The following is a 24572-nucleotide window of genomic DNA, read 5'->3' on the forward strand; positions in this document are numbered from 1 at the left end:
TTTAAAACCAATTAAAAGATGAAACATTATCTGTTTATTCTATTTTATCTTTTCTGTAACGTTTTTATTTATGCGTTTCATGGGACTTTTTGGGTGTATTTCTTTTGTTTTATTGGATTTACCGCAGTTTTAACATGGGGTTCTTTTGATATTACATTAAGGTATTTCATCAACAGCGTTACTCATAAAAGAACAAAAATCAAAGAAGTTGCTTTGACTTTCGATGATGGTCCGACCGAGTTTACACCTAAATTTTTAGATCTATTAAAAGAAAATAACATAAAAGCTACCTTTTTCTGTATTGGAAAACAGATTGAAAAATATCCTGAAACCTTTCAGAGAATTATTGCAGAAGGACATACTATTGGAAATCATACCTATTCACATTCCAACAACACAGGATTTCTATCTACCTCGAAAATGGTTGAGGAAATTGACAACTGTGATGAAATCATGTTAAAGGCTGGAAATCTAAAAACCAATTTATATCGCCCTCCTTTCGGAGTTACCAATCCAAGTATTGCAAAAGCAATAAAAAAAACTCATAAAAAAAGCATCGGCTGGAATGTCCGTTCTTTGGATACTATTACAGAAGATGAGAAAAAAATTTACCAAAGAGTTACTAAAGGTATTAAAAAAGGGAGCATTATTCTTCTTCACGACACTTCAGAAAAAACCTACAATGTGTTGGTAGATTTATTAGTATTTTTGAAGGATAAAAACTACTCAACTTTTACGGTTGATTCATTGATTAAAAATCAAAAAAATGATTAAAAATATTGCTTTCGGAACATTTTTATTTGTTTCAGGATTCTTTTTTGCACAAAACACGGCAATGTCGGGAACTGAGGCTAAAGCATTTGTCAGTAAAGTTTCATCGGAAACAAAAGAAATAAAAACGTTACAAAGTGACTTCACCCAAACCAAGAAAATGGATTTTTTGGACAAAAGTATTGTCACTCACGGAAAAATGTCTTTAAAAACTCCGAATATGCTGAGCTGGAAATACACAAAACCTTATCAGTATAGCATTGTTTTCAAGGATAATAAGATCTTCATCAACGATCAGGGGAAGAAATCTTCTGTTGATGCCAAAAGTAAAACATTTGAAAAAATCAATAAACTGATTGTTGGAAGTTCAAACGGGCAAATGTTCAACGATCCTGAATTTTCTGTTTCTTATTTTAAGAATGCTAATTTCAACATCGCAAAATTCACTCCGAAGTCTGCTCAATTGTTAAAATACATCAAGCAAATCGAATTGAGCTTTCCCAAAGGTCAATCAACGGTTTCACAGGTAAATATGACGGAAGCTTCGGGAGATACTACGAATATTGTTTTCAAAAATACTAAAATCAATGCGCCGATCGCTGCTTCAGAATTCACTTTATAGTCTGATTTTATTATTGTTTGTTTCCTGTAAAACATACCAACTTACAGATGTAAAAACTGTTTCCGGTTCTGAAAAAACGGTTGAAAATTTATACTTTTCTTCCCATGATGATTATGTTTATAAATGTCAGATGGATATTTATAAAAATCACGTCAGCGGAATTCTGATCATCAAAAAGATCAGCGAAACGACACACCGTGTTGCCATGACATCGGATTTTGGGAATAAATTGATTGATTTTGAAATTTCAGAGAATGATTTTAAACTCAATTATGTTCTTCCTGATTTAGATAAGAAAATTGTCATCAATTTCTTAAAGAATGATTTTCAGCAACTTTTAAAAAGACAATATCCTGTAACTGAAAGTTTTGAAAATGAAAATTCAAAGATTTATCTATCCAAAATTGATAAAAAAGTTTACTATTTATTCTTCAACAAAGAAAATAATTTACTAAAACAAATCATCTACACGAAAAATAATAAGGAAAAAATCGATTTTACTTTTGATGCAAAAAAACATATCTTCGCGGATAGTTTGAATCTTCAGCATAAAGATTTCAAAATCAATATAAAACTATTTCAAATAACCGAAACAGAATAATTGCATGAAAAAAATATCATTTTTACTTATTTTACTCATTTCAAGCTTATCTTTTGCACAGGTTACTTTCACACCAGGAATAAGAGGCGGGGTCAATTTTGCAAAATTTACAGAAAATGACGGCGGATTTTACAACTGGTTTGAAGCGAGTGATGAGTATTGGGCCAATGAAGAAAAAGTAAGAACAAGCTATATTACAGATTTCTATGTAGGGGCTTTCGGAAATATCCGTTTTTCTAAATTATATGCTTTACAGCCGGAAATCAATTATTCCAGACAGGGAACCATTATGAAAACGAGTACTCAAGAGGTTAAATCTGAGCTTTCCTATCTTTCTTTTCAGGCTGTGAACAAGTTTTATTTTAAGAATTTTAATTTGCATGCAGGGGTAAGCATCGATGTTTTGATTAATGACAAAAATTTTGATCCTTATAATAAAACAAATACCGATCTTGGAGTGTTGGTGGGTTTAGGATATGATATCACTAAAAATTTTGGTATTGAAGTAAGATTTAAAAAAGGGATGGTTTCTCAGATCAAAACAACGAGTGAAGATCATACCAATCTTCTTTTCCAAACCGGGATTTATTATACCTTTAACACGAAAAAATAATTTATGCAGACTATCCTAACAGATTTTTATACATTAGATTCTTTCCAAAAAACAGAGAACAGTCATTATATTGCCCAAATCAATCTGAATAAGGATCATGATATTTTCAAAGGGCATTTTCCGGGAAATCCTGTAACTCCGGGAGTTTGTATGATGCAGATCGTAAAGGAACTGACAGAAGAGTTTACGGGCAAAAAATTGTTTTTAAAAACGGCTTCCAATGTAAAATTCATGGCAATTATCAATCCTTTTGAAACGCCTAAATTAACCCTTCAATTAGATATTACTGAAAACGAGGAGGAAGTAAAAGTAAAAAATACTACTTCGTTTGGCGAGACAATTGCATTAAAAATGTCAGTAAACTATAAAAATCTGATCTGATGAAACTTATTGTAACGTTGCTAACGGCTTTTCTTGTATTTTTTCAAACTGATCTTGAAGCATTAAGAAACAGCTATGCTAAAGCGAATTTATCAAATACCAATTTAGAGGCTTTTATAAATATTGCTGAAAAACAAAACGGTTCTGACGCTGTAACTAAAGGTTATAAAGCAGCGGCACAGATTATGGAGGCAAAAATTGCCAAGCAAAACCGAAAGGCTATGGTAAAATCCGGTGCTACAAACTTAGAAAGCATTATCAAATCTAATCCTAATAATATTGAACTTCGTCTGATAAGACTAAGTGTTCAGGAAAACATCCCAAAGATTGTAGGATACAGAGGAAGCCTAAAAGATGATAAAGCTTTTATTCTCAATAACTACAGCAAGCAAAATACTGCCTTAAAAAACTATATTAAAAATTTTGCGGCACAATCTAAAACCATTTCGGCAGAAGAAAGAGCAACACTAAAATAAGACAATGACCCTCTCTGAAGTACAAAATGTAATTTCTGAAAAGAAAATCTGCGTTTTAATACCTACCTACAACAATGAAAAAACACTGAAAAGAGTCATTGACGGTGTTTTGGAATACACAGAAAATATCATTGTCGTAAATGATGGTTCTACCGACTCTACTGCTCAAATCCTGCAAAACTATTCTACTATTGTAGTCATTTCTTTGTCTGAAAATAAAGGAAAGGGAAACGGACTGAGAACAGGGTTTAAAAAAGCTAAACAATTAGGTTTTGACTACGCCATAACAATCGATTCTGACGGACAACATTATCCGGATGATATTGCTGTTTTTGTAGAGGCTTTATTAGAAGAAAATGAGGATGTTTTGCTTATAGGTAACCGTAATATGTCACAAGACGGAATTCCCAAAAAAAGCAGCTTTGGAAACCGTTTTTCTAATTTCTGGTTCTGGTTTGAAACAGGAATTAAGCTTGAGGACACCCAATCCGGGTATAGATTATACCCTTTACATAAGATTCCTAAGAAATATTTCACTCCGAAATTTGAGTTTGAGATTGAGATCATTGTAAGAACAGCCTGGAGACACGTTCCGGTAAAAAATGTTCCGATCAAAGTCTTGTATGATCCTGCAGAAAGAGTTTCTCATTTCAGGCCATTTAAGGATTTCACGAGAATCAGTATTCTGAACACTATTTTGGTGACCATTACTTTATTGTATATTATTCCGAGAAATTTCATCAACAATTTCAGAAAGAAAAGCTTTAAAAGGTTCATCAAGGAAGATGTTCTAGAAAGTGACGGAACCAACCGTACAAAAGCATTTTCCGTTGCTCTCGGTGTTTTCATAGGACTTTCTCCTTTTTGGGGATTTCAGACTTTACTGGTCATTTCTCTATCTGTTCTTTTCAAGCTGAATAAAGTGTTGGCTTTTGTAGCTTCCAATGTGAGTTTGCCACCATTTATACCTTTTGTTATTGCTGCTTCTTTATTTTTAGGCGCTCCTTTTGTGAGCGGAGACAGTGATATTTTCAATCAGGAACTGAATTTTGATCTGGTAAAAAACAATCTTTTTCAGTATATCATCGGAAGTATGATTTTAGCAAGCAGTGTGTCTGTGATTTCGGGGATTGCCACTTTCTTGTTTTTGAATAAAGTAAATCCTGAAAATAACTAATTTTTCGGGATTCGTTTCGGCGGCGGCTTTGCCGCCGCCGAAATCATTAAACTACCTCAATTTCTTCAACGTCTTCTTCAAATAATTCTCCACATTTTCTTTATCCGGAACCGTTGTAATTTCTTTAGACAATGCTTTTTCAAATTCAACTTTAGCTTTTGAATATTCTTTTCTGTTAAAATAATATTTCCCGGATTGATAATACACCAGCCAAAAATCCGGATTTAAAGATTGATAATATGGCAGAAGATCATCCGTTAGAAGAATGTCTTTATTATTAATGGCATCATTAACTTCTGAGCTCATTATTTTATAATGTTCATAATTTTCATATTCAGAAGAATCAACAAAAGAATCTTTGGCAATATTTAATTCTGATCTTGAAAATTTTCCATTCTGTAATCTTTTTTCAGAGAAGATCTCATTCAGATCGTAGCAGACAAATTCTCCTAATTGATACGGATTGGAAGAAACCCAAACCAGTTTTTTCTGAGGCGAGAAAATCACGGCATGATGCGCCAAAAGCTGATTGATTGCTTTTTCATTGCCATAACCAATTTTTTCACCTTTCAATCCTGATTTGTCTCTTAAGATAGAAGCCATTTTTTCAGGATTAAGCTTTTTATTTTCCTGTAAAAGTTCCTGTAACTTTTCGTAACGATATTCAGAATGGCTTTCTATGATATGCTTTTGGTTTCTTTTATCATCTTTGTAAGCGTCGGACTGAAAATGATTGGTACAAAAAACACGGCTTGCATTCTCCACTTTATACACTCCAAAATTATCTGGTGATACTTCAATGACCACTGCATTTTTATCATTGGCACTGCCTACAAGAATCGATTCTGAAACGAAAACTTTCCTCTTTTTGGCGATGGCAATAGCTTCATCTATATTTCTTGCATACTGTAAGATCTCTCTTGTCACCAGTGAAATTGGCGTTTTTGCCGTTAATGGAATTTTAGATTTCCCTGCATTAATGGTCACTGTAATTCCTTCTTTATTCATTCCCGAAACGACTCCGATCATTCCCGGCCAGCTTACAGATAAATAAGGAATTCCTCCTTCAGGTTCCACGAATTCCACCAGTTTATTTTTAGCAAAATCATCCCCTACGTAAAAATCAAAATTCCGTCCGATCAGCAGGTCTCCGTCTTCAGTATTTTCATTCCAGACCGCAAGAGAAGTACAACCTACCATCATCAGATCTTGCATTGCATGACCAATATCGTGGGCGCCATGCAGATATAAACTTCTCAGATATTTTGGGGCAATAAAATCATATGTATCGGATGAATATTGAGATAATCCGTACAGTTCTGCCTGAAAATCATTTCTTACGTTCAGATACATTTTCCGGTTATACCATTTCAGAAAATTTCTCAATAAGTTTTGTTTAAATTTTGAAGGAACAAATCCTTCTACTTTAGAGAAGAAAATCTCTTCCTGTTTCTGCATCAAACCTTGGGTTAAAGCTCCATTATTATAGCCTAATTGTAAAGGATTTCCTTTAATATACAGTTCCCAAAGCTGTTGCTTGTTTTTCGTTAGATAATTTTGATTAAAACTAAAAGTAGAATCGTTGATCTTATTCACTTTAGGAACTTCAAGCGAATATTGTTTTACATCCGGAGTATGTTTAATTGATTTCCGAACACCACAAGACGTGAGATTGAGGATAAGGTTTAGGCTGAGAAAAATTAAGATTAACGTTCTGCCATTCTGACGAAAGGAAGAATCTTTTATTATTTGTTGAGATTCTTCAATACGCGTTGCTTCTTTCAGAATGACACTTTGAAAATTATTATTCCTCACCTTTATTTTTATTAATCATTTGTGTTAATCTTCCATCAATCATCTCTTTACCTAAAATCTCTGCACACGTATTGAATCCACCGATGGTACAGCCCAAAATTCCGTGCATATTTACAGATTGTCCGGTAAGGAATAAATTATCGATTTTTGTACGGGGAGAAACCATTGTTTTTAAAGGATTCTCTGAGGTTTTGGCATATCCGTACATATTTCCGTCAAAGCTTCCGATATAATCGCGATAGGATAAAGGTGAAGAAGTGTACACCTTTTTTATAGCATCTCTCAAACCAGGAACTTTTCGTTCGAGAGCAACAATCATTTTTTCGGCTTTTTCCAATTTGAATTGTTCATACAACTGCCCCCTTTCATGTTCATCGGCAACGGTATTGAATGTTTTTTCCCACTCTTTTACCTCATCAAAATCCATATAGGAAATGGCGGTCAGACTTTCCGCAAATTCAGGATGATGTTTAGAAGGCGTTGTAGAAAGCATATAGGTTTCAGGCCATGAATTTTTATCATAACGATAGGCATTCCAGACCAATTCTTCGGATGAGTAATGGTAAATATTGTAATCGTAATTCGGAACCAAATTCGATTTAAGCACTAAATACACACTGAAACAGGAAGAAACAGGCTCCCAACTCAAAACACGGTTCAGAAAAGATTTTTTCAGTCGTTCTTTCCCAATTAATGTAATCAGTGAACGGATTTCAATATTTGAAATAAACTTTTTGGCAGAATATTCTTTTCCTGATTTTGTTTTTACTGAAGTTAACCTATTTTCTTCATTAAAAATCATTTCAAAAACTTCAGCATGACGATGAATTTCGGCTCCATATTCACGGAGTTTTTTTACCAAAAGCTTTGCAATCTGGCTTCCTCCTTTACTACATTTATAAGCACTTTGGATATAGGAATTCACCGTCAATGCATGCACATAAAAAGGGGTATTTTCAGAATCTCCGGCATACAGAAAATTAGATCCCAACAAAACAGCCTGTAGTTTTTTATTTGAAGTTATGGATTCTATAAACCTTCTTGTATTCAAGTGGAGAATTTCCTCGTTATAATTGTCTTTTCCTACAACATTGTATCTTGGGAAATAATTACATATTTCCTGGATTTCCTGACAATAGGTTTCCAAATTCTGTTTTTCTTCAGGGAAAAAATATGCCAATTGATTGACAAAATTTTCATAGCCTTGAGCATGAGGATATTCGGTTTCATCTTCTCCGAAGGTAATTTTATCATAGCCATCTTCATTCATTTTATGAAGTTGAAGCTCATCCATAATTTCTAAATACGAGAAAAAACGGTTAAGATTTTGACCTTCTGAAAGGCCTCCAAGATAATGAACTCCGGTATCAAAAATTAATTTATCTCGTGAAAATGTTTGTAAATTTCCTCCAAACTGATTATTCTTTTCCAACACACACACTTTCTGCCCTTCTTTAGCCAGAATAAGAGCCGAAACAAGACCTCCCAATCCGCTTCCGATCACAAGTATGTCAAATTCTTTTTTCAAAGGAGAAAAGCAGTGTTTTTTTGTTTAATTGGAGAATTATTTCTTTTTAAGAATAGTATTTAATTCCTCAATTAAGTTAATGGTTAAGTTTTAAGTTCGTGGAGGTAAAAGTATGGAATTAATCAATATCATCCCAAAAATCAAAGTAATTGAACCATTGCAGCGGATATTTTTTCAGCATGGCTTCAAGATTTTGGGTATAAGAATTTAAAAGTCCTTGTGCATCACGTTTTTTGATATTCTGAGCGACTCTTGCATATAAATGGTAATGAAGATTTTTTTCTTTCATTACATAGACATAAACAACAGGAACTCCGAGTCTGGAAGCAATAAGGAACGGACCAGCCGGGAATTTCGTTGTTTTCCCCAACAACTCTCCTTCAAGGTATTTTGATCCTTCAAAGTAACGATCTCCGGTAAAGCAGATTAGTTCGTTTTTAGATAAAGCTTCATTAATGTCGAAAATATGCGACATATCTTCTTTCACATAAATGAACTTAATAGAGCTTTTATTAACGGAAACACTTTCAAGGTATTCTTTAATCACGGTAACTTCCTGATCTGTCGTCACTAAATTAATCTGGCAATCAAAGTCGATATCTGCAAAAAAACGTTCGGCAATTTCAAAATTCCCGATGTGAGCACTGATCAAAACTCCTCCTTTTTTTTCGGCTAAAAGATTTTTAAGGTTTTCAACACCATCAAATTCGTAGGTATATTTTTCTCTAAGCCCGGCAGAAATTGCGGTTTTATCAATCAATACCTGACCAAATGTAAAGTAACTTTTGAAAACGGAAAGTTTTGTTTTCCAAGAACTATAATTAAGTCTCTTATGAAAATAATAAGAAATATATCGGTTGCTTTTTTTCAGAAATAAAAAATAGTAAGCAGCAACGAAATATAAAACAACATATGAACTTCGGATCCCGATATTTCTAATGCACCACACGAATATTTTATATCCTAAAATAGTGCCTTTAGATTTACCTTTCCATTTGTTCATAGTTCAAATTTAGCAATATATCAGTCTAACAATGTAACCTTATTTTAAACATTGAAAACTGTCAGATTGCTATATTGTTACATTGTTAGAGTAGATTTTTAATCGATAGTTATGCGTTTTTTTCAGCGATTTTGTTTTCGATAGTCGTGTAGAAATCCTCAAATGTCACCATTTGCTTAAAGTCTGCTTCTCCTAATTTCACTCCGAAATTAGATTCTATTACTACTACAAGATCAATATAATCTAAACTGTCTAAACCAAGGGTTTTCTTAAGATTAGCTTCGTTGCTGATCTCATCTCCGTCTACTTCAAATTCATTAATCAAAAAATCATTTGCTATAGCAATAATTTTTTCTCTTTCCATGTTTTTAATCAAATTTTTTAACTATTAATGCGGAATTGGTTCCCCCAAATCCGAAAGAATTCGACAAAAATACATCAATTTTTTGACTTTTTGTTTTTGAGACCAGATTTATCCTTTGAGCGTCTTCATCCGGGGTTTCCAGATTGATATTCGGAGCAATAAAATCATTCTGCATCATCAGAATGGAATAAATCACTTCGCTTGCACCTGCCATCCAACATTCATGTCCTGTCATCGATTTTGTAGAACTTACCGGAACTTCGCTTCCGAAGATCTCATGAATTGCTCTCGCTTCGTTGGTGTCTCCAATAGGAGTAGAAGTTGCATGAGCGTTAATATAATCTATATTTTCAGCTTCTAATCCTGATTGTTTCAAAGCTCTGTTCATCGCTAAAGCCGGTCCATCCACATTCGGCGTAGAGATATGACCTCCGTTTGAAGAGAAACCGTATCCTACGATTTCTGCCAAGATAGGAACGCCTCTTCTTTGGGCAGATTCTAAACTTTCAACTATTAACGTTGCTGCTCCACCGCTTGGAATAAGTCCGTCTCTGGCTGAGTCGAAAGGTCTTGACGCCTTTGTAGGCTCATCTTCTCTTGCTGAAAAAACACCTAAACCGTCAAAACTTGCCATTGAATATTTATTGGTTTCCTGTGCCCCACCACAAACAATCATGTCCTGAAAACCGTTTTTGATCATCATATAGGCCAAGCCAAGAGAATGAGATCCACTTGCACAGGCTGCACTGATGGTAAGATTGATTCCTCTTAACTTAAAGATTGTTGAAAGATTCATTGTAACGGTAGAGTTCATCGATTTGAAGATCGCTCCGGATCCCATCAATGTTGTATCTTTCTTTTCTCTGGCAATGTCGATAGATTCTACCACTGCCTGAGAAACGCTGTCGTTTCCATATAAAATCCCAACTTCATGGGCATCCAGGAAATCCTGATCCAGATTTGCCTGTTTAAGCGCATCAATGGTCGCAAGATAAGCGTATTCGCTTTCTTCTCCCATGCTTACACGCTGTCTTCTGTTTAAAAGATTTTTCAGATCCGGCTTCGGAACAACTCCTGTAAGACCTGATCTGAACCCGAATTCTTTTCTTTCTTTATCTAAAATAATTCCGGATTTACCTTGATATAGGGATTCTCTGACTTCTTCCAGAGAAGTTCCGATGCAAGAATAAATTCCCATTCCGGTAATTACAACCCTATTTTCCATTTACTGATGATTATGAATAAATTCCACCATTAATATTAATTACTTCTCCCGTAATGTAAGAAGCTTTTCTTGACGCCAAAAATGCAACTAAATCTGCTACTTCTTCGGCTTCTCCAAATCTGTTGGCAGGAATCATTGCTTTCAATTCATCTTCATTAAAATCCTGCGTCATATCTGTTCTGATAAATCCAGGTGCTACTGCATTTACCGTAATATTTCTCTTTGCGACTTCCTGAGCCAACGCTTTTGTTGCACCTACCAAAGCTCCTTTCGCCGCAGAATAATTGGTTTGTCCAGCAGTACCTTTCACACCAGAAACTGAAACCATATTGATAATTCTACCGTATTTGTTACGCAACAATTTCTGAATAAAGAAATTGGTCACGTTATAAAAACCATTTAAACTTGTATTGATCACAGAGTTCCAGTCTTCACTCGGCATCCACATAAATAACCCGTCTCTTGTGATTCCCGCATTATTTACAATAACTTCAACTACAGCATTTGGATTGTTTTCCTGCCATTCTGTTAAAACCTTTTGAGTTTCTTCAGCATTTCCAACATCAAATTTCAGAATTTCTCCGGTTGCTCCCAGTTCTTCAACAGCAGTCAACGTTTCTTTTGCTGCAGCTTCATTGGAAGTGTAGTTGATCAGGAGGTGATAATTTTTTTCTTCTGCGAGTTTTAAACAGATTGCTCTTCCGATTCCTCTGGAGCCCCCTGTTACAATAGCACATTTCATGTTTTTTAATTCTTAATTTATATAGTATTGACAAGTGAACCTCATCAATAATTACATGTTCTTGAAATATTTTTTTACTTGTTCAAGATAAGGATACATGATCATATCTTCTGAAAAAGCAGGAATGATCTTTCTGATATCATCATACAACGCTTTTGTTGCTGAAGAAACTTTATCCTGATATCCAAGATACTCGATCGCCTGAACAATGGTGATGGCTTCAATAGAAAGAACTTCAAATGCATTTTCGATTACCTTTCTACAGATTACCGCCGCATTCGTTCCCATGCTCACAATATCCTGATTGTCATTATTATTAGGAATACTATGAACATACATTGAATTTGACAGCATCTGACTTTCTGCCGTAGTGGAAGTTGCCGTAAACTGAACTCCTTGCATCCCGAAATTAAAACCTAATTTACCTAAATTTACAAAAGGCGGCAAAATCTCATTAATTTTAGCGTTCAAAAGATAGTTAAGCTGTCTTTCTGCTAACATGGTCAGTTTCGTAACGACAATCTTTAGTTTATCCATTTCTAAAGAGATATAATCTCCATGGAAATTTCCTCCGTGATACACATGTTGATCCTCAACATTAATAATCGGATTATCATTTGCTGAGTTGATCTCATCTTCAAGAACTTTCTCGGTAAATTCCAACGTATCCAAAACAGGACCTAAGATCTGCGGAACACATCGTATTGAGTAATATTCCTGAACTTTATCTTTAAAGACTTTATCTTGCTCTTCAAAATGAGTATAAAGGTGCTCTTCTCTTTTTCTTACCAACTTACTGTCTGCCAAATGATTTCTCATTCTTTCAGCAATTTTTTGCTGACCGGCATGTCTTTTTGTTCCGTTTAACGCCGCTGACAAGTGATCGTCATAAGCCAGAACAATTTCATTAATAGCACAAGAAAGTTGGATTGAAATATCCGTCAACTGGTTGGCTTTATAAGCGTTCACAGCACCAATTCCTGACATTACGGAAGTTCCGTTCATTAAAGCCAGTCCTTCACGAATTTCCACATGAATAGGCTCTAATCCTTCTATAGCAAAAACTTCTTTGGTTGATTTTCTTTCTCCTTTATAAAAAACTTCACCTTCACCAATCAGCACTAAAGCTAGGTGAGCCAACTGTACTAAATCTCCACTCGCTCCTACTCCTCCGTGTTCAAAAATAAGTGGCGTAATATTTCTATTAATAAGTTCTTTAAGTAAATTGATGACAGAAACATGTACTCCGGAATTACCCAGTGATAATGTATTTAATCTTGCCAACATCGCTGCTTTCACCTCATCTTCCGGCAAAGGATTTCCAATTCCTGAAGAATGGCTTCTGATCAAATTATACTGCAACTGATGGGTATCATCATCATTGATTTTGAATTGCGCCATCGGTCCGAAACCGGTATTTACACCATATATTACTTTATTTTTAGAAAAATCTTTCAGAAACTGAAAACTTGTTTCCACTCTCTGCAAAAGAGTTTCATTAAGCTCTATTGTTTCTTTTCCGATAATAATCTTCTGAAAATCCGTCAGTTCTAAAAAGTTATTTATTTTCATCAATTAAAAGTAATAATATATAATTTTGTAATATGTAATTAATTGTCACTAATTTTGCGGCAAAGATAGAAGTAATTATCAAAATAAAAAATCAAAGATGAACAAAGAATTTGTTGACGTTCTCGTAATCGGAGCAGGACCTTCCGGATGCGTATCTTCTTCATACTTAAAGAAGAACAATGTCAGCGTGAAAGTTGTTGAAAAAACAAAATTTCCAAGACTGGTTGTAGGAGAAAGCTTAATTCCGAGAGTAATGGATCATTTTGATGAAGCCGGACTTTTCCCTGCTTTGGATAAAATGGGATTTGAGAAAAAGCTTGGAGCGAGATTTTTGAGAGGAGAGAAAGTTTGTATTTTTGATTTTAGTGACAAATTCGGTGAAGGCTGGGATTGGACTTGGCAGGTTCCAAGAGCTGATTTTGATAATACTTTAGCACAGGAAGTCATCAACAAAGGTATTGACCTGGAATTTGAAGCTGAAGTTGTTGATATTCAATTTAACGGGACAGATTCTATAACAACCGTAAAAGATAAAGACGGAGAGACTAAGGAAATCCACGCAAAATTCGTGATTGATTCCAGCGGCTACGGAAGAGTTCTCCCTAGATTATTAGATCTAGAAAAGCCTTCAAAATTATCTCCCCACTCTGCTATTTTTGCTCACGTAGAAGACATCAACAGAGAAGAGGGCGTAGAAGGAACATTAATTTCTTTTGATATTATTGAAACTGAAGTCTGGCTTTGGGTAATTCCTTTTTCAAACGGAAATACAAGTTTAGGAATTGTAGGTTCCACAGAATATATTGAAAAACTAATCGAAAACGGAGATACTACCGAAGCATTAAAAAAAGCGATTTCTCTTTCTGATTATTATATAAAACGTTTCGGAAATGTAGATTTTCTTTTTGAGCCGAGACATCTGAAAGATTATTCTTGTTCGGTAAAAAGCTTATTCGGAGACGGATTTGCCTTAACCGGAAATGCTTCAGAATTCTTGGATCCGGTTTTCTCTTCAGGAATGGCTTTTGCAACCGAATCCGGAATGTTAGCTGCAAAACTGGCTTTAAGACAACTGAACGGAGAAAAAATCGACTGGCAAAAAGAGTATACAGACTATATTTTATATGGTGTAGATGTTTTCACTACTTATGTGAAAGAATGGTACACCGGAAATCTTCAGGAACTGTTTTTCCATCAACCGGAAAATCCTGATGTAAAGAAGAAAATATGTGCTGTTTTAGCAGGATATGTTTGGAATAAAGACAATCCTTTTGTGAAAAAACACGATACTGTTATCAAAAATTTAGCGAATCTTATTAAGCTGGAAAAATTGGAACAGCAAAATCAACAATAAAAAATCGGTCTGAAATTCAGACCGATTTTTGTTTTTATTTTCTCAAAGCTCTTTTATATTCTTTTCCCATCAATCTCTTTCCCGTAGCTTCAAATGCTCCTGCAATTCTTCCATACTCCATTACAAAATCTTTATTTTGTGGTTTCCCTAAAATTTTATCCGCTTTTAGTTCTAATATGACTTTTGAAGGATCATTCGTTTCCACAAATTTCATAATAGATGTCAGTTTTGCTTCCTGCCCCATGATTCCACCATGCCATCCCGCATAAATCCACTGTGCATCAATTATTAATGTATATTTTGCAGGACGTTCATTCTCAAAGACTATTTTTGATTTACTGTTTGCTCCCTTCATAAAATATTTCAAATATTCTGAACTTTTAAATCGGCCCCATTCTTCACTCCATTTCTGCCAATCCGCTTCAGTTTTTCCAGATTTTGCTAAAATATCTTTTTTTCTATTTTGAAGGTATTGTTCCTCTGTTAGATTCTCTACTTGATAAAGAGTATTATCAAATTTTAATTGTACATTAATTTCAGTTTCATTTTTTATAAAATCAAAACTGCCAGAAGTGATCGTCATCTCGTTCTGAGCAAAAGTGATCATCGAAATTACCGCAAAGAACAATAAAAATACTTTTTTCATAATTTATTTAAAATTTGCGCAAATATAAGACTCCCCCATCAATAAAGAATTAATTCAATAATAATATTTCCTTTTTAATTGAATAATTTTAATTTACCTCAAATCTACAAAAGTAATCGGCTTACGACTATTAGGATGAAAAACGGTTTTAGATAAAATGTCAAAATCAACGACTTCAATTTTCGGACTTACTCTGAGTTTTGCTCTAAAATGATCTCTTACTTCATTGACAAAATTTTCATCATTATTTTCCGTACTCAGTTTGATAATAATTTCATCAAGTCCAATTTCATTAGTCTGAATAACTATCTGATAACATAAAATCCCGTTAAAATCATTCAAAATATCATTCATGGCGGGTGGATATAAAGTTGTTCCTTTATATTTGATCATTTGTTGCTTTCTTCCAATTACAGGGCCTAAACGCATCGTATTTCTTCCGCATTCACAAGGTTCATAATGTGCTTTTACAATATCCCCTGTTTTAAATCTCAGTAAAGGAATCGCTTCAACGCCTAATGTTGTAATCGTTAATTCTCCACTTTCTCCTTCCTGAACAGGTATTCCTTCATCATCAAGAATCTCGGTAATGATCAGTTCAGGATGATGATGTCCTCCATGCTGAAACTCACACTCTGTAAAAGCAGTACTCATTTCTGTGGAAGCATAGGTTGAAAACAATTTAATATTCCACTTTTCTTTAATTTTCTGCGAAAGAATATTATCTGTGAAATCCTGATTTTTGATACTTTCACCAATACAAACGGCTCCATACACACTGGAATTTTTATAATCTATTCCATGTTTTTCCGCATAATCAATCATTTTCAACAAAAATGAAGGAACTGTTATTAAATATTTCGGTTTATATCTGAAAATAGAGTCCCATTGCAATTCCGGAATTCCAGGCCCCATTCTCACAACACTTGCTCCCATTTTTCTTAGTCCTAAAAAATAAGCAAGTCCGGCCATAAATCTCTTGTCAATCGTTGTAATCATTTGTACAACATCCCCTTTTTGAATTCCTGCACAGGCAAAAGAAATCGCTTCATTATATGCCAGTCTTTCCAGATCATTATCAGACAAGCCAAACGTTACAGGATCTCCCAATGTTCCTGAAGTTGTACTATAATCAACAATTTTATCAGGAGTGATGCAGAAAAAATCATCATTATTCTGCTGAATATCATTCTTAACCGTTGTTGGAATTTTTTGTAAATCTTCTAAGGTTTGAATATCTGCAATATTGATATTATGTTCTTTAAAAAGCTTTTGATAAAAAGGAGAATAAGTTTCAAGATAAGTTAATAATTCCTGAAGTTTTTGCTCCTGAAACATTTTAATTTCCTGACTTGTTGATTTTTCGATGGGTGGATAGAATTCCAATGGTATTTATTTTTAAAACACAAATTTATTTAATTAAAATTAAACCATTGACAGAGTTAAAATTTGATTTCCACACAACATCAAACTGTTCAAGTATGCTGTATTTTATTTTTAAACGCAAAGATTTATCTTTAGAAGGTTATTTATTCTTAGAAAGCAAAGGCAAATAAATTTGCTACGCAAAGCTTGAAAATATAGCTTCATCAAATCAACTTGTTGATTAATCTTTGCCCACTTAAAATTATTCGGTTATCAAAATAAAAAACTTTGCGTTAAAATTTAACGGAAATCCTCTTCAAAATCTTAATACAATAAACACTCCCAATTCTCACTTCCAACAACCCAATATTTATATTTCTGAAACAGAACTTTTTAATTGGAAATATCAAAATAAAACATATATTATAAACCGACAAATTTTAGTAAATTTGCCAACTTAATTAATCAACGATATTGAGATATTACAATGAGCCAATTTAAAGAATACAAAAACCTCAACCTTATTGACGTAGCAGAGAATGTAGCGGAATTCTGGAAACAGAACAAAACTTTCAATAAGAGTGTTGAGATTCGTGAGGGGCAACCTGAGTTTGTTTTTTATGAAGGTCCGCCTTCAGCAAACGGTATGCCTGGAATTCACCACGTAATGGCCAGAGCGTTGAAGGATATTTTCTGTCGTTATCAGACCCAGAACGGAAAGCAGGTTTTCCGTAAGGCGGGTTGGGATACACATGGACTTCCGGTAGAGCTTGGCGTGGAAAAGGAATTAGGAATCACTAAAGAAGATATTGGCAAAAAAATTTCAATTGAAGATTATAATAGAGCATGTCGTGAAGCAGTAATGCGTTACACAGACGTTTGGAACAACCTTACCGAGAAAATCGGGTATTGGGTTGATCTTGACGATCCGTATATCACGTACAAATCAAAATACATGGAAACGGTTTGGTGGTTGTTGAAGCAGTTGTATGATAAAGGATTATTGTACAAAGGTTACACAATCCAGCCTTATTCTCCGAAAGCAGGAACCGGACTTTCTTCACACGAAGTCAACCAACCGGGAGCTTACCGTGATGTTTCTGATACAACAGTAGTTGCGCAATTCAAGACATTGCCTGAAACATTACCTTCATTCTTACAAGGTTTTGGAGATGTACACTTCTTAGCTTGGACAACAACTCCGTGGACGTTGCCTTCAAACACAGCTTTGACAGTAGGTCCGAAGATTGATTATGTTTTAGTAAAAACTTTCAATCAATATACTTTTGAGCCAATCAATGTTGTTTTAGCCAAAGCGTTGGTTGGAAAACAGTTTGCTAAAAAATATGCTGAAGGAACAGATGAAGATTTTGCTAATTACACAGCAGAAACTAAGGTTATTCCTTATCAGATCTTAGCTGAATTCAAAGGGGCTGATTTGGTTGGAATTAAATATGAGCAGTTATTACGGTACGCTCTTCCTTACCAAAATCCTGAAAATGCCTTCAGAGTAATTTCAGGAGATTTCGTGACGACAGAAGACGGAACAGGTATCGTTCACACGGCTCCGACTTTTGGTGCTGATGATGCGAAAGTGGCGAAAGAAGCAAAACCTGAAGTTCCGCCAATGTTGGTGTTGGACGAAAACGAAAACCCAATCCCATTAGTTGATTTACAGGGAAGATTTTTATCTATCGTAAGCGATGAAATCTATGGTTTTGCGAATGAATATGTAAAAGGAGAATACCTTAGCGAAGACGAAAAAAATACTGAATTAAACATTCAGAAAGAAAACTTAAAGTCAATCATTGCAGATTTAAAGGCTTATCTTTCTGTAGATGAAAGAATTGCTTTAAAATTAAGAAAAGAAAACAAGGCTTTCAAAGTTGAAAAATACGTTCACTCTTATCCACACAGTTGGAGAACAGATGAGCCGTTATTATATTATCCATTAGATTCTTGGTTTGTAAAAATGACTTCGCTTAGAAGCCGTTTGGTAGAACTGAATGAAACAATTAACTGGAAACCAAAAGCAACAGGAGAAGGACGTTTCGCGAACTGGCTTGAAAACGTAAACGACTGGAATCTTTCCCGTTCAAGATATTGGGGAATTCCGTTGCCGATCTGGAGAACAGACGATTTGAAGGAAGAAAAAATCATCGGTTCTGTAGAGGAATTATACAACGAGATCGAAAAATCTATTGCAGCAGGATTCATGAAAGAAAATCCGTTCAAAGGTTTTATCATCGGAAATATGTCTGAGCAAAATTATGCTTTGGTTGATTTACACAAAAATATTGTTGACCAGATCATCATTGTTTCAGATTCAGGAAGAGCAATGAAGCGTGAAAGTGACTTGATCGACGTTTGGTTCGATTCAGGTTCGATGCCTTATGCGCAGTTGCACTATCCTTTTGAAAATAAAGAATTAATTGACAATAATAAAGCATTCCCTGCAGATTTCATCGCGGAAGGTGTTGACCAGACTCGTGGTTGGTTCTACACACTTCATGCAATTGGAACAGCGGTTTTTGATTCAGTTGCTTATAAAAATGTAATGAGTAACGGACTTGTTTTGGATAAAAATGGCGTGAAAATGTCAAAATCCAAAGGAAATGGAATTGATCCGTTTGAAACTTTAGCTGTTTACGGTCCAGATGCTACGCGTTGGTATATGGTTTCGAATGCAAATCCGTGGGAAAACCTAAAATTCGACATCGAAGGAATTGATGAAACGAGAAGAAAATTCTTCGGAACATTGTACAACACGTATTCATTCTTTGCATTGTACGCGAATGTTGATGGATTCAATTATTCTGAAAAAGAAGTTGAAAACAGACCGGAAATAGACAGATGGATTCTTTCTGAATTAAACTTATTAATTAAAGAAGTTAAGGCATTCTACGAAGATTACGAACCGACAAGAGTAGCAAGAGCAATCAACACTTTTGTGAACGATAATTTATCAAACTGGTACGTAAGATTGTGCAGAAGACGTTTCTGGAAAGGAGATTATTCAGACGATAAAATCTCTGCTTACCAGACTCTATATACTTGTTTGGAAACTGTAGCTAAATTATCCGCTCCAATCGCTCCGTTCTTTATGGATCAATTGTATCAGGATTTAAATAAAGTAACAGGTAAAGAAACCGCTGAATCAATTCACCTGACGGATTTCCCTGTTGCTGATGAAAGTTTGATCGATCAGGATTTGGTTGAAAAAACGCATTTAGCACAAACTATTACGAGTATGGTTTTCTCTTTGAGAAAGAAAGAAAATGTAAAAGTTCGTCAACCATTACAAAAAGTATTAATTCCTGTTTTAGACAAGAAAACTGAAGAGCAAATTGCTGCGGTTTCTGAATTAATTAAACAAGAAGTAAACGTAAAAGAAATTCAATTAATCAATGCTGAAGAGGCATCTGATTTAATTGTAAAGCAGATAAAACCAAATTTCAAGGCTCTTGGTCCTAAATTAGGAAAAGACATGAAAGTGGTTGGAGGAGAAATTGCAAATCTTAATGCAGAACAGATCTCAACACTTGAAAAGGAAGGTAAATTAGATATCCAAGGATACGAAATCACACTTGATGATGTAGAAATCTCTACAAAGGATATTCCGGGATGGACCGTAACTTCTGATGGAAAAACGACTGTGGCATTAGATTTGACATTAACAGACGAGTTAAAATCTGAAGGTATCGCAAGAGAATTCATCAACAGAGTTCAAAACTTGAGAAAAGATAAAGACTTTGAGCTTACTGACAGAATCAATATTTCATTGGAAGAAAATTCACCATTCCTGGAGGATATTAAGAAAAATGAGGAATATATTTCTGCAGAAGTCTTGTCAAATAAAATAGAAATTGTATCTTCACTTTCAAATTTTAACGAAATCGAAATAGATGAAGTTAATTTTAAGGTAAATGTTGAAAAAAATTAACATATAGTTATTGTTTTTCAAATTCCATTTCATAATTTTATTAAAAAAGAGAAACGAATATGTCAGACGAAAGAGTAAGATACAGTGATGCTGATTTACAGGAATTTAAAGCGGTCATTAAAGAAAAAATAGAAAAAGCAGAAAACGATTTAAAACTAATCAGAGAAAGTTTTATCAACGATCAAAATAACGGAACTGATGATACTTCTCCTACATTCAAAGCCTTTGAAGAAGGAGCTGAAACATTGAGCAAAGAACAAAATTCTATTTTAGCAGGAAGACAGGAAAAATTCGTGCGTGATCTTAAAAATGCTTTAATAAGAATTGAAAATAAAACGTATGGTATCTGCAGAGTAACAGGGAAATTAATTCCTAAAGAAAGACTTTTGGCTGTTCCTCATGCTACATTGAGCATTGAAGCCAAAAACATGCAGAAATAACCATATCGGTTTGTACAATAAATTTGGGTTTATATTGTATTCTTAGGATACTTTATAAACCTAATTTTTAATATATCCTCATGAGCCAAGTATTAATTTTAGGGATTATCGTCATTGCAATTCTTGCTTTTTTCAATAGGGAATGGATTAAAAATAAATTCTTTCCTGATGAAAAACGAAATTATACAATTGATGATCAATTCAATTCCGACAAACGTGATCGGGAGAAAGAAATAGACAGGCTTTTGAGTAAAATGGGTAAAAATGGAGTCAATGATTTATCTGCAAAAGATAGAAAACGGCTTGATGAATTATCCAAAAAATAAAATTTAAAATCAATACAGTGGAGTCAATAATAGTACACACCAAAAATGCAATGGAACTGAATGCACTGAAAAGTGTCTTAAAAGAAATGAATATCAAATTCGAAAAATTCCATACCAAAAACACCCACCACAACAACAAAACGATCAAGAATATCGTTGATAAGAAGAACGAGAAAATAGGAAAACCTTATAAACCAAAAGGATTGTAATGAAAAAGATATTATTTGTAACCTTTCTTATTTTATTAATTGATCAGGCTTCAAAAATTTATATTAAAACCCATTTCAATCTGGATGACAGCATTTCTGTTCTTCCCGGATTTAAATTAACGTTCGTAGAAAATCCAGGAATGGCTTACGGTCTTCATTTTGGTGGAGTAATCGGTAAATATTTCCTTGTGATTGTAAGAGTTTGTTTAATTGGAGGAATGATCTATTTATTCAAAAAATGGTTGCAAAGAGGGGAATCCAATTACCTATTGATTCCAATGGCTATGATTTTCGCAGGTGCTATCGGAAACTTAATTGACGGAATGTTTTACGGATTGATTTTCGACAGCGGAACTGTATATGACCCAAGTATCGACCGTTGGATTGGTTATGGAGGTATTTCGAAAATTACATCTTTCGGTCATGGTTATTCAACCTTCATGAGAGGATGTGTAGTAGATATGCTTCATTTCCCTTTAGTAGACTGGAATGTGCCTGAAAACTGGCCTCTGATTGGAGGAAAACACATTGAGTTTTTTAAATATATTTTCAATGTTGCCGATTCAGCAATTACAGTAGGAGCTGTTTTATTATTAATTTTCAGAAAGAAAGCGTTTCCAAATGGTTTAGAGTTTTAGAACCTATACACACAATGAAAAAAATTATTAAAACAATATTTAAATTTTTCCTGCTTCTTTTCGTTGCAGGAATTATTTTTATCGCCTGGGCGAATTACAGCATCAAAAAAGATAGCAATGATTCTGTTTCTAACTACCTTGAAGAAGTTCCCAAAACCAAAGTTGCATTACTTCTGGGAACAAGTAAAAATCTTAGCAACGGACAACCAAACGCTTATTTCTACAACAGAATTCAGGCAACTGTTGATCTATACAAAAGCGGAAAAATACAATATATCATTGTAAGTGGCGACAACAGCAGAAAAGACTACAACGAACCGGAAGATATGCAAATGGAACTGATTAAAAACGGAATTCCACAAGACAGAATTTTTATGGATCATGCAGGTTTCAGAACACTAGATTCTATAGTGAGAGCTAAAGACATCTTTGGTCAAACCAAATTGGTTATTATTTCACAAAAGTTTCACAATGAAAGAGCCGTATTTTTAGCTCAACAAAACGGAATTGATGCTTTCGGATATAATGCTAAAGATGTCAATAAATACATGGGGCTTAAAACCAATATGAGAGAGTATTTTGCTAAAGCTAAAGCATATTGGGATTTAATTTTAGGAATTGAGCCTAAATTTGGAGGGGATAAAATTTTGATTCCGTAATTTTTATCGCGCTGATTTTACAGATTATACAGGTCTTTTTGACGCAAAGATTTTAATTTGATAATTATTACATCTAAGTGAGCAGAGATTGATCAACAAGTTGATTTTATGAAGTTATATTCTTAAGCTTCACGCAACAAATTGAGTTGTCTTTGCCTTCTAAAAATAATAAGCTGGGAAATAAAATCTTTGCGTTTAAATTAACCTTTAATAAAGCATAAAGCACAATCATCTGTGAAAACTCGTGGAATCTGCTGGAGAAATCCCTAAATTTGTACTTCATTAATTTTTTAAATATAAATTTTAAACAATGTCAAGAATTCTTACCGGCATTCAAGCCACCGGAACACCGCACCTTGGTAATTTATTAGGTGCAATTATTCCTGCAATTGAACTATCAAAGCAGGAAGGAAATGAATCATTTTTATTTATCGCCAATCTGCATTCATTAACGCAGATAAAGGATGCAAAAGAACTTAAACAAAATACCTACGAGATCGCTGCGGCTTGGCTTGCTTGTGGATTAGATACCGAAAAAACATTTTTTTACAGACAGAGTGACATCCCTGAAACCTGTGAACTTTCTTGGCATTTATCATGTTTTTTTCCTTATCAGAGATTAACGCTAGCACATTCATTCAAAGATAAAGCAGACCGATTACAAGATGTAAATGCAGGTCTTTTTACCTATCCGATTTTAATGGCCGCAGATATCTTGCTATACGACGCAGAAATTGTACCTGTAGGAAAAGATCAGCTTCAGCACTTGGAAATTGCACGTGATGTTGCTTCAAGATTCAACAATCAGATGGGTGAAGTTTTTGTGTTACCACAATCTGAACTTCAGGAAGACACCAAATATGTTCCGGGAGTGGATGGACAAAAAATGTCAAAATCAAGAGGAAACATCATCAATATTTTCCTGCCTGAAAAAGAATTGAAAAAACAGGTGATGAGCATTGAATCTGATTCAAAATCGTTGGAAGAACCTAAAGATCCTGAAACGGATAAAACATTCGCGATTTACCAATTGATTGCAACACCTGAACAAACTGAAGAGTTAAGAGCAAAATATTTAGCCGGAAATTTTGGTTATGGTCATGCGAAAAAAGAACTTTTGGATTTAATTCTTGTTAGGTTTGAAAAGGAAAGAGAGCTTTTCTCTTACTATATGAATAACCTTGATGAATTAGAAGCAAAACTTCAGGAAGGAGCAGAAAAAACAAGATTTATCGCAACGAATACGATTAAAAGAGTAAGAGAAAGTTTAGGACTTTAATATTTTTATTACTCATAAATAAATTTCGGCGGCACCTTTGGTGCCGCCGAAACTTTATAAATAATCTTTTATTTGCAAAAGATGTTTAATTACCTTCAATTCTTCCACTCCCTTATTTTCATTAAAAACATCAAAGAAAATGACATCCATACCGAAATTCTGAGCTCCAACAACGTCTGCAACCCAATCATCTCCGATGAGAATACTATTTTCTTTGGTTGCATCGGAAAGACTTAAAGAATATTCAAAAATTTCAGGGCGGGGTTTTCTCACTCCTACCGTATCTGCACTGGTAATCGTTTGGAAATATTTATCAATTCCGGATAGAATACACTTTCTTTCCGTGACTTCTTTGAATCCGTTGGAAATAATATGAAGCGTATAATTTTTAGCTTTAAGATATTCTAAAATATAGTCCGCTCCTTCTACCAATTCATTATGATTTAGAATTTTATCAAGAAAATGTTCTTCAAAATACATTGCTAATTCTTCATCGTTTACATTGAAACGACTGAATGTATCATAAAAACGATGTTTCCTTAGGTATTCTTTATCAATAACTCCATCACGGATTTTCTCCCACAGACTTTCATTAATTTCATGATATACCGTATGGAATTCTTCAAAATCTATAGTGTATTTTAATGAGATTTCTTCTTTTTCAAAAAGGCTTTTAATAGTAAGATAGGCATTCTTACGGTGATCCCAAAGTGTATTATCAAGATCAAAAAAAATGTGCTGAATTTTCATACAGCACAAAATTAATAATTTTAATTTTTGGTAATCGGATAATTCTTAGCCTTTGTCTTAATAATTTCAAGAC

Annotated in this window: 25 protein-coding genes; 15 read left to right on the top strand and 10 right to left on the bottom strand. The window is 34.2% G+C overall.

What is annotated here, in order from left to right:
• The first annotated feature begins 18 nt into the window (after positions 1–18).
• Genes RM51_RS12405 through RM51_RS12435 form a run of 7 tightly spaced genes read left to right on the top strand, consistent with a single transcriptional unit; the run spans position 19 to position 4641 of the window.
• Complete coding sequence (locus RM51_RS12405; protein WP_039369891.1) at positions 19–774, top strand: polysaccharide deacetylase family protein; 756 nt, start codon at positions 19–21, stop codon at positions 772–774.
• Positions 767–1393: a LolA family protein gene (locus tag RM51_RS12410; protein WP_039369895.1), complete on the top strand. Its 627-nt coding sequence runs from the start codon at positions 767–769 to the stop codon at positions 1391–1393. The genes RM51_RS12405 and RM51_RS12410 overlap by 8 nt, the downstream gene beginning before the upstream one ends.
• Positions 1359–1994, top strand: coding sequence for a hypothetical protein (locus RM51_RS12415; RefSeq protein WP_039369898.1), 636 nt, complete (start codon positions 1359–1361; stop codon positions 1992–1994). The genes RM51_RS12410 and RM51_RS12415 overlap by 35 nt, the downstream gene beginning before the upstream one ends.
• Before the next feature lie 4 nt (positions 1995–1998).
• Positions 1999–2607: an outer membrane beta-barrel protein gene (locus RM51_RS12420; RefSeq protein WP_039369900.1), complete on the top strand. Its 609-nt coding sequence runs from the start codon at positions 1999–2001 to the stop codon at positions 2605–2607.
• Positions 2608–2610: 3 nt separating this feature from the next.
• Positions 2611–2988 carry a 3-hydroxyacyl-ACP dehydratase gene (locus tag RM51_RS12425; protein ID WP_084111121.1) on the top strand — a complete coding sequence of 126 codons (378 nt, stop codon included), beginning with the start codon at positions 2611–2613 and terminating at the stop codon, positions 2986–2988.
• Positions 2988–3464, top strand: a complete 477-nt coding sequence (locus tag RM51_RS12430) for a hypothetical protein (RefSeq protein ID WP_039369903.1) — start codon at positions 2988–2990, stop codon at positions 3462–3464. Before RM51_RS12425 ends, RM51_RS12430 begins: the two co-directional genes overlap by 1 nt.
• Before the next feature lie 4 nt (positions 3465–3468).
• Positions 3469–4641, top strand: a complete 1173-nt coding sequence (locus RM51_RS12435; RefSeq protein ID WP_039369905.1) for a DUF2062 domain-containing protein — start codon at positions 3469–3471, stop codon at positions 4639–4641.
• A 51-nt stretch (positions 4642–4692) separates the two neighbouring features.
• Here RM51_RS12435 and RM51_RS12440 read toward each other — a convergent pair whose 3' ends face one another.
• The 7 genes from RM51_RS12440 to RM51_RS12470 form a co-directional block, all read right to left on the bottom strand.
• On the bottom strand, positions 4693–6348 hold the full coding sequence (locus RM51_RS12440; RefSeq protein ID WP_165585008.1) for a C45 family autoproteolytic acyltransferase/hydolase: 1656 nt from the start codon (positions 6346–6348) through the stop codon (positions 4693–4695).
• Between the two features lie 97 nt (positions 6349–6445).
• Entirely contained in the window at positions 6446–7984 is a 1539-nt protein-coding gene (locus RM51_RS12445) for a phytoene desaturase family protein (protein ID WP_039369908.1), read from the bottom strand.
• Between the two features lie 118 nt (positions 7985–8102).
• Positions 8103–8987, bottom strand: a complete 885-nt coding sequence (locus RM51_RS12450) for an LpxL/LpxP family acyltransferase (RefSeq protein WP_039369910.1) — start codon at positions 8985–8987, stop codon at positions 8103–8105.
• Between the two features lie 109 nt (positions 8988–9096).
• Complete coding sequence (locus RM51_RS12455; protein ID WP_039370312.1) at positions 9097–9351, bottom strand: acyl carrier protein; 255 nt, start codon at positions 9349–9351, stop codon at positions 9097–9099.
• 4 nt (positions 9352–9355) lie between these two features.
• Positions 9356–10576, bottom strand: a complete 1221-nt coding sequence (locus RM51_RS12460; RefSeq protein ID WP_039369913.1) for a beta-ketoacyl-[acyl-carrier-protein] synthase family protein — start codon at positions 10574–10576, stop codon at positions 9356–9358.
• 10 nt (positions 10577–10586) lie between these two features.
• Positions 10587–11318, bottom strand: a complete 732-nt coding sequence (gene fabG, locus RM51_RS12465) for a 3-oxoacyl-ACP reductase FabG (RefSeq protein WP_039369916.1) — start codon at positions 11316–11318, stop codon at positions 10587–10589.
• Positions 11319–11369: 51 nt separating this feature from the next.
• Positions 11370–12890 carry an HAL/PAL/TAL family ammonia-lyase gene (locus RM51_RS12470; protein WP_039369919.1) on the bottom strand — a complete coding sequence of 507 codons (1521 nt, stop codon included), beginning with the start codon at positions 12888–12890 and terminating at the stop codon, positions 11370–11372.
• A gap of 97 nt (positions 12891–12987) precedes the next feature.
• Here RM51_RS12470 and RM51_RS12475 point away from each other — a divergent pair, with 97 nt between their 5' ends.
• Positions 12988–14244, top strand: a complete 1257-nt coding sequence (locus RM51_RS12475) for an NAD(P)/FAD-dependent oxidoreductase (RefSeq protein WP_039369920.1) — start codon at positions 12988–12990, stop codon at positions 14242–14244.
• Positions 14245–14278: 34 nt separating this feature from the next.
• Here the strand turns inward: RM51_RS12475 and RM51_RS12480 are convergent, their stop codons facing one another.
• On the bottom strand, positions 14279–14890 hold the full coding sequence (locus tag RM51_RS12480; protein WP_039369923.1) for a hypothetical protein: 612 nt from the start codon (positions 14888–14890) through the stop codon (positions 14279–14281).
• A 93-nt stretch (positions 14891–14983) separates the two neighbouring features.
• Positions 14984–16228, bottom strand: a complete 1245-nt coding sequence (locus RM51_RS12485) for a phenylacetate--CoA ligase family protein (RefSeq protein WP_185095009.1) — start codon at positions 16226–16228, stop codon at positions 14984–14986.
• Positions 16229–16742: 514 nt separating this feature from the next.
• Between RM51_RS12485 and ileS the strand changes: the two genes are divergently transcribed.
• The 7 genes from ileS to trpS all read left to right on the top strand — a co-directional run bounded on the left by ileS (position 16743) and on the right by trpS (position 23749).
• Entirely contained in the window at positions 16743–20198 is a 3456-nt protein-coding gene (ileS, locus tag RM51_RS12490) for an isoleucine--tRNA ligase (RefSeq protein WP_039369927.1), read from the top strand.
• A gap of 59 nt (positions 20199–20257) precedes the next feature.
• Positions 20258–20638: a TraR/DksA family transcriptional regulator gene (locus RM51_RS12495; protein WP_039369928.1), complete on the top strand. Its 381-nt coding sequence runs from the start codon at positions 20258–20260 to the stop codon at positions 20636–20638.
• Between the two features lie 80 nt (positions 20639–20718).
• Positions 20719–20964: a DUF6576 domain-containing protein gene (locus RM51_RS12500; protein WP_039369930.1), complete on the top strand. Its 246-nt coding sequence runs from the start codon at positions 20719–20721 to the stop codon at positions 20962–20964.
• A 17-nt stretch (positions 20965–20981) separates the two neighbouring features.
• Entirely contained in the window at positions 20982–21173 is a 192-nt protein-coding gene (locus RM51_RS12505; RefSeq protein ID WP_039369931.1) for a DUF2683 family protein, read from the top strand.
• Positions 21173–21811, top strand: coding sequence for a lipoprotein signal peptidase (locus tag RM51_RS12510; RefSeq protein ID WP_039369934.1), 639 nt, complete (start codon positions 21173–21175; stop codon positions 21809–21811). Before RM51_RS12505 ends, RM51_RS12510 begins: the two co-directional genes overlap by 1 nt.
• A 14-nt stretch (positions 21812–21825) precedes the next feature.
• Positions 21826–22470, top strand: a complete 645-nt coding sequence (locus RM51_RS12515; protein WP_039369937.1) for a SanA/YdcF family protein — start codon at positions 21826–21828, stop codon at positions 22468–22470.
• Between the two features lie 310 nt (positions 22471–22780).
• Positions 22781–23749, top strand: a complete 969-nt coding sequence (gene trpS / locus RM51_RS12520; RefSeq protein ID WP_039369941.1) for a tryptophan--tRNA ligase — start codon at positions 22781–22783, stop codon at positions 23747–23749.
• 54 nt (positions 23750–23803) lie between these two features.
• Here trpS and RM51_RS12525 read toward each other — a convergent pair whose 3' ends face one another.
• Positions 23804–24499: a YjjG family noncanonical pyrimidine nucleotidase gene (locus tag RM51_RS12525; protein ID WP_039369944.1), complete on the bottom strand. Its 696-nt coding sequence runs from the start codon at positions 24497–24499 to the stop codon at positions 23804–23806.
• Positions 24500–24572 lie beyond the last annotated feature (73 nt).

Origin of the sequence: Chryseobacterium taiwanense (assembly GCF_000813825.1) — a bacterium.
Taxonomy (GTDB): domain Bacteria; phylum Bacteroidota; class Bacteroidia; order Flavobacteriales; family Weeksellaceae; genus Chryseobacterium; species Chryseobacterium taiwanense.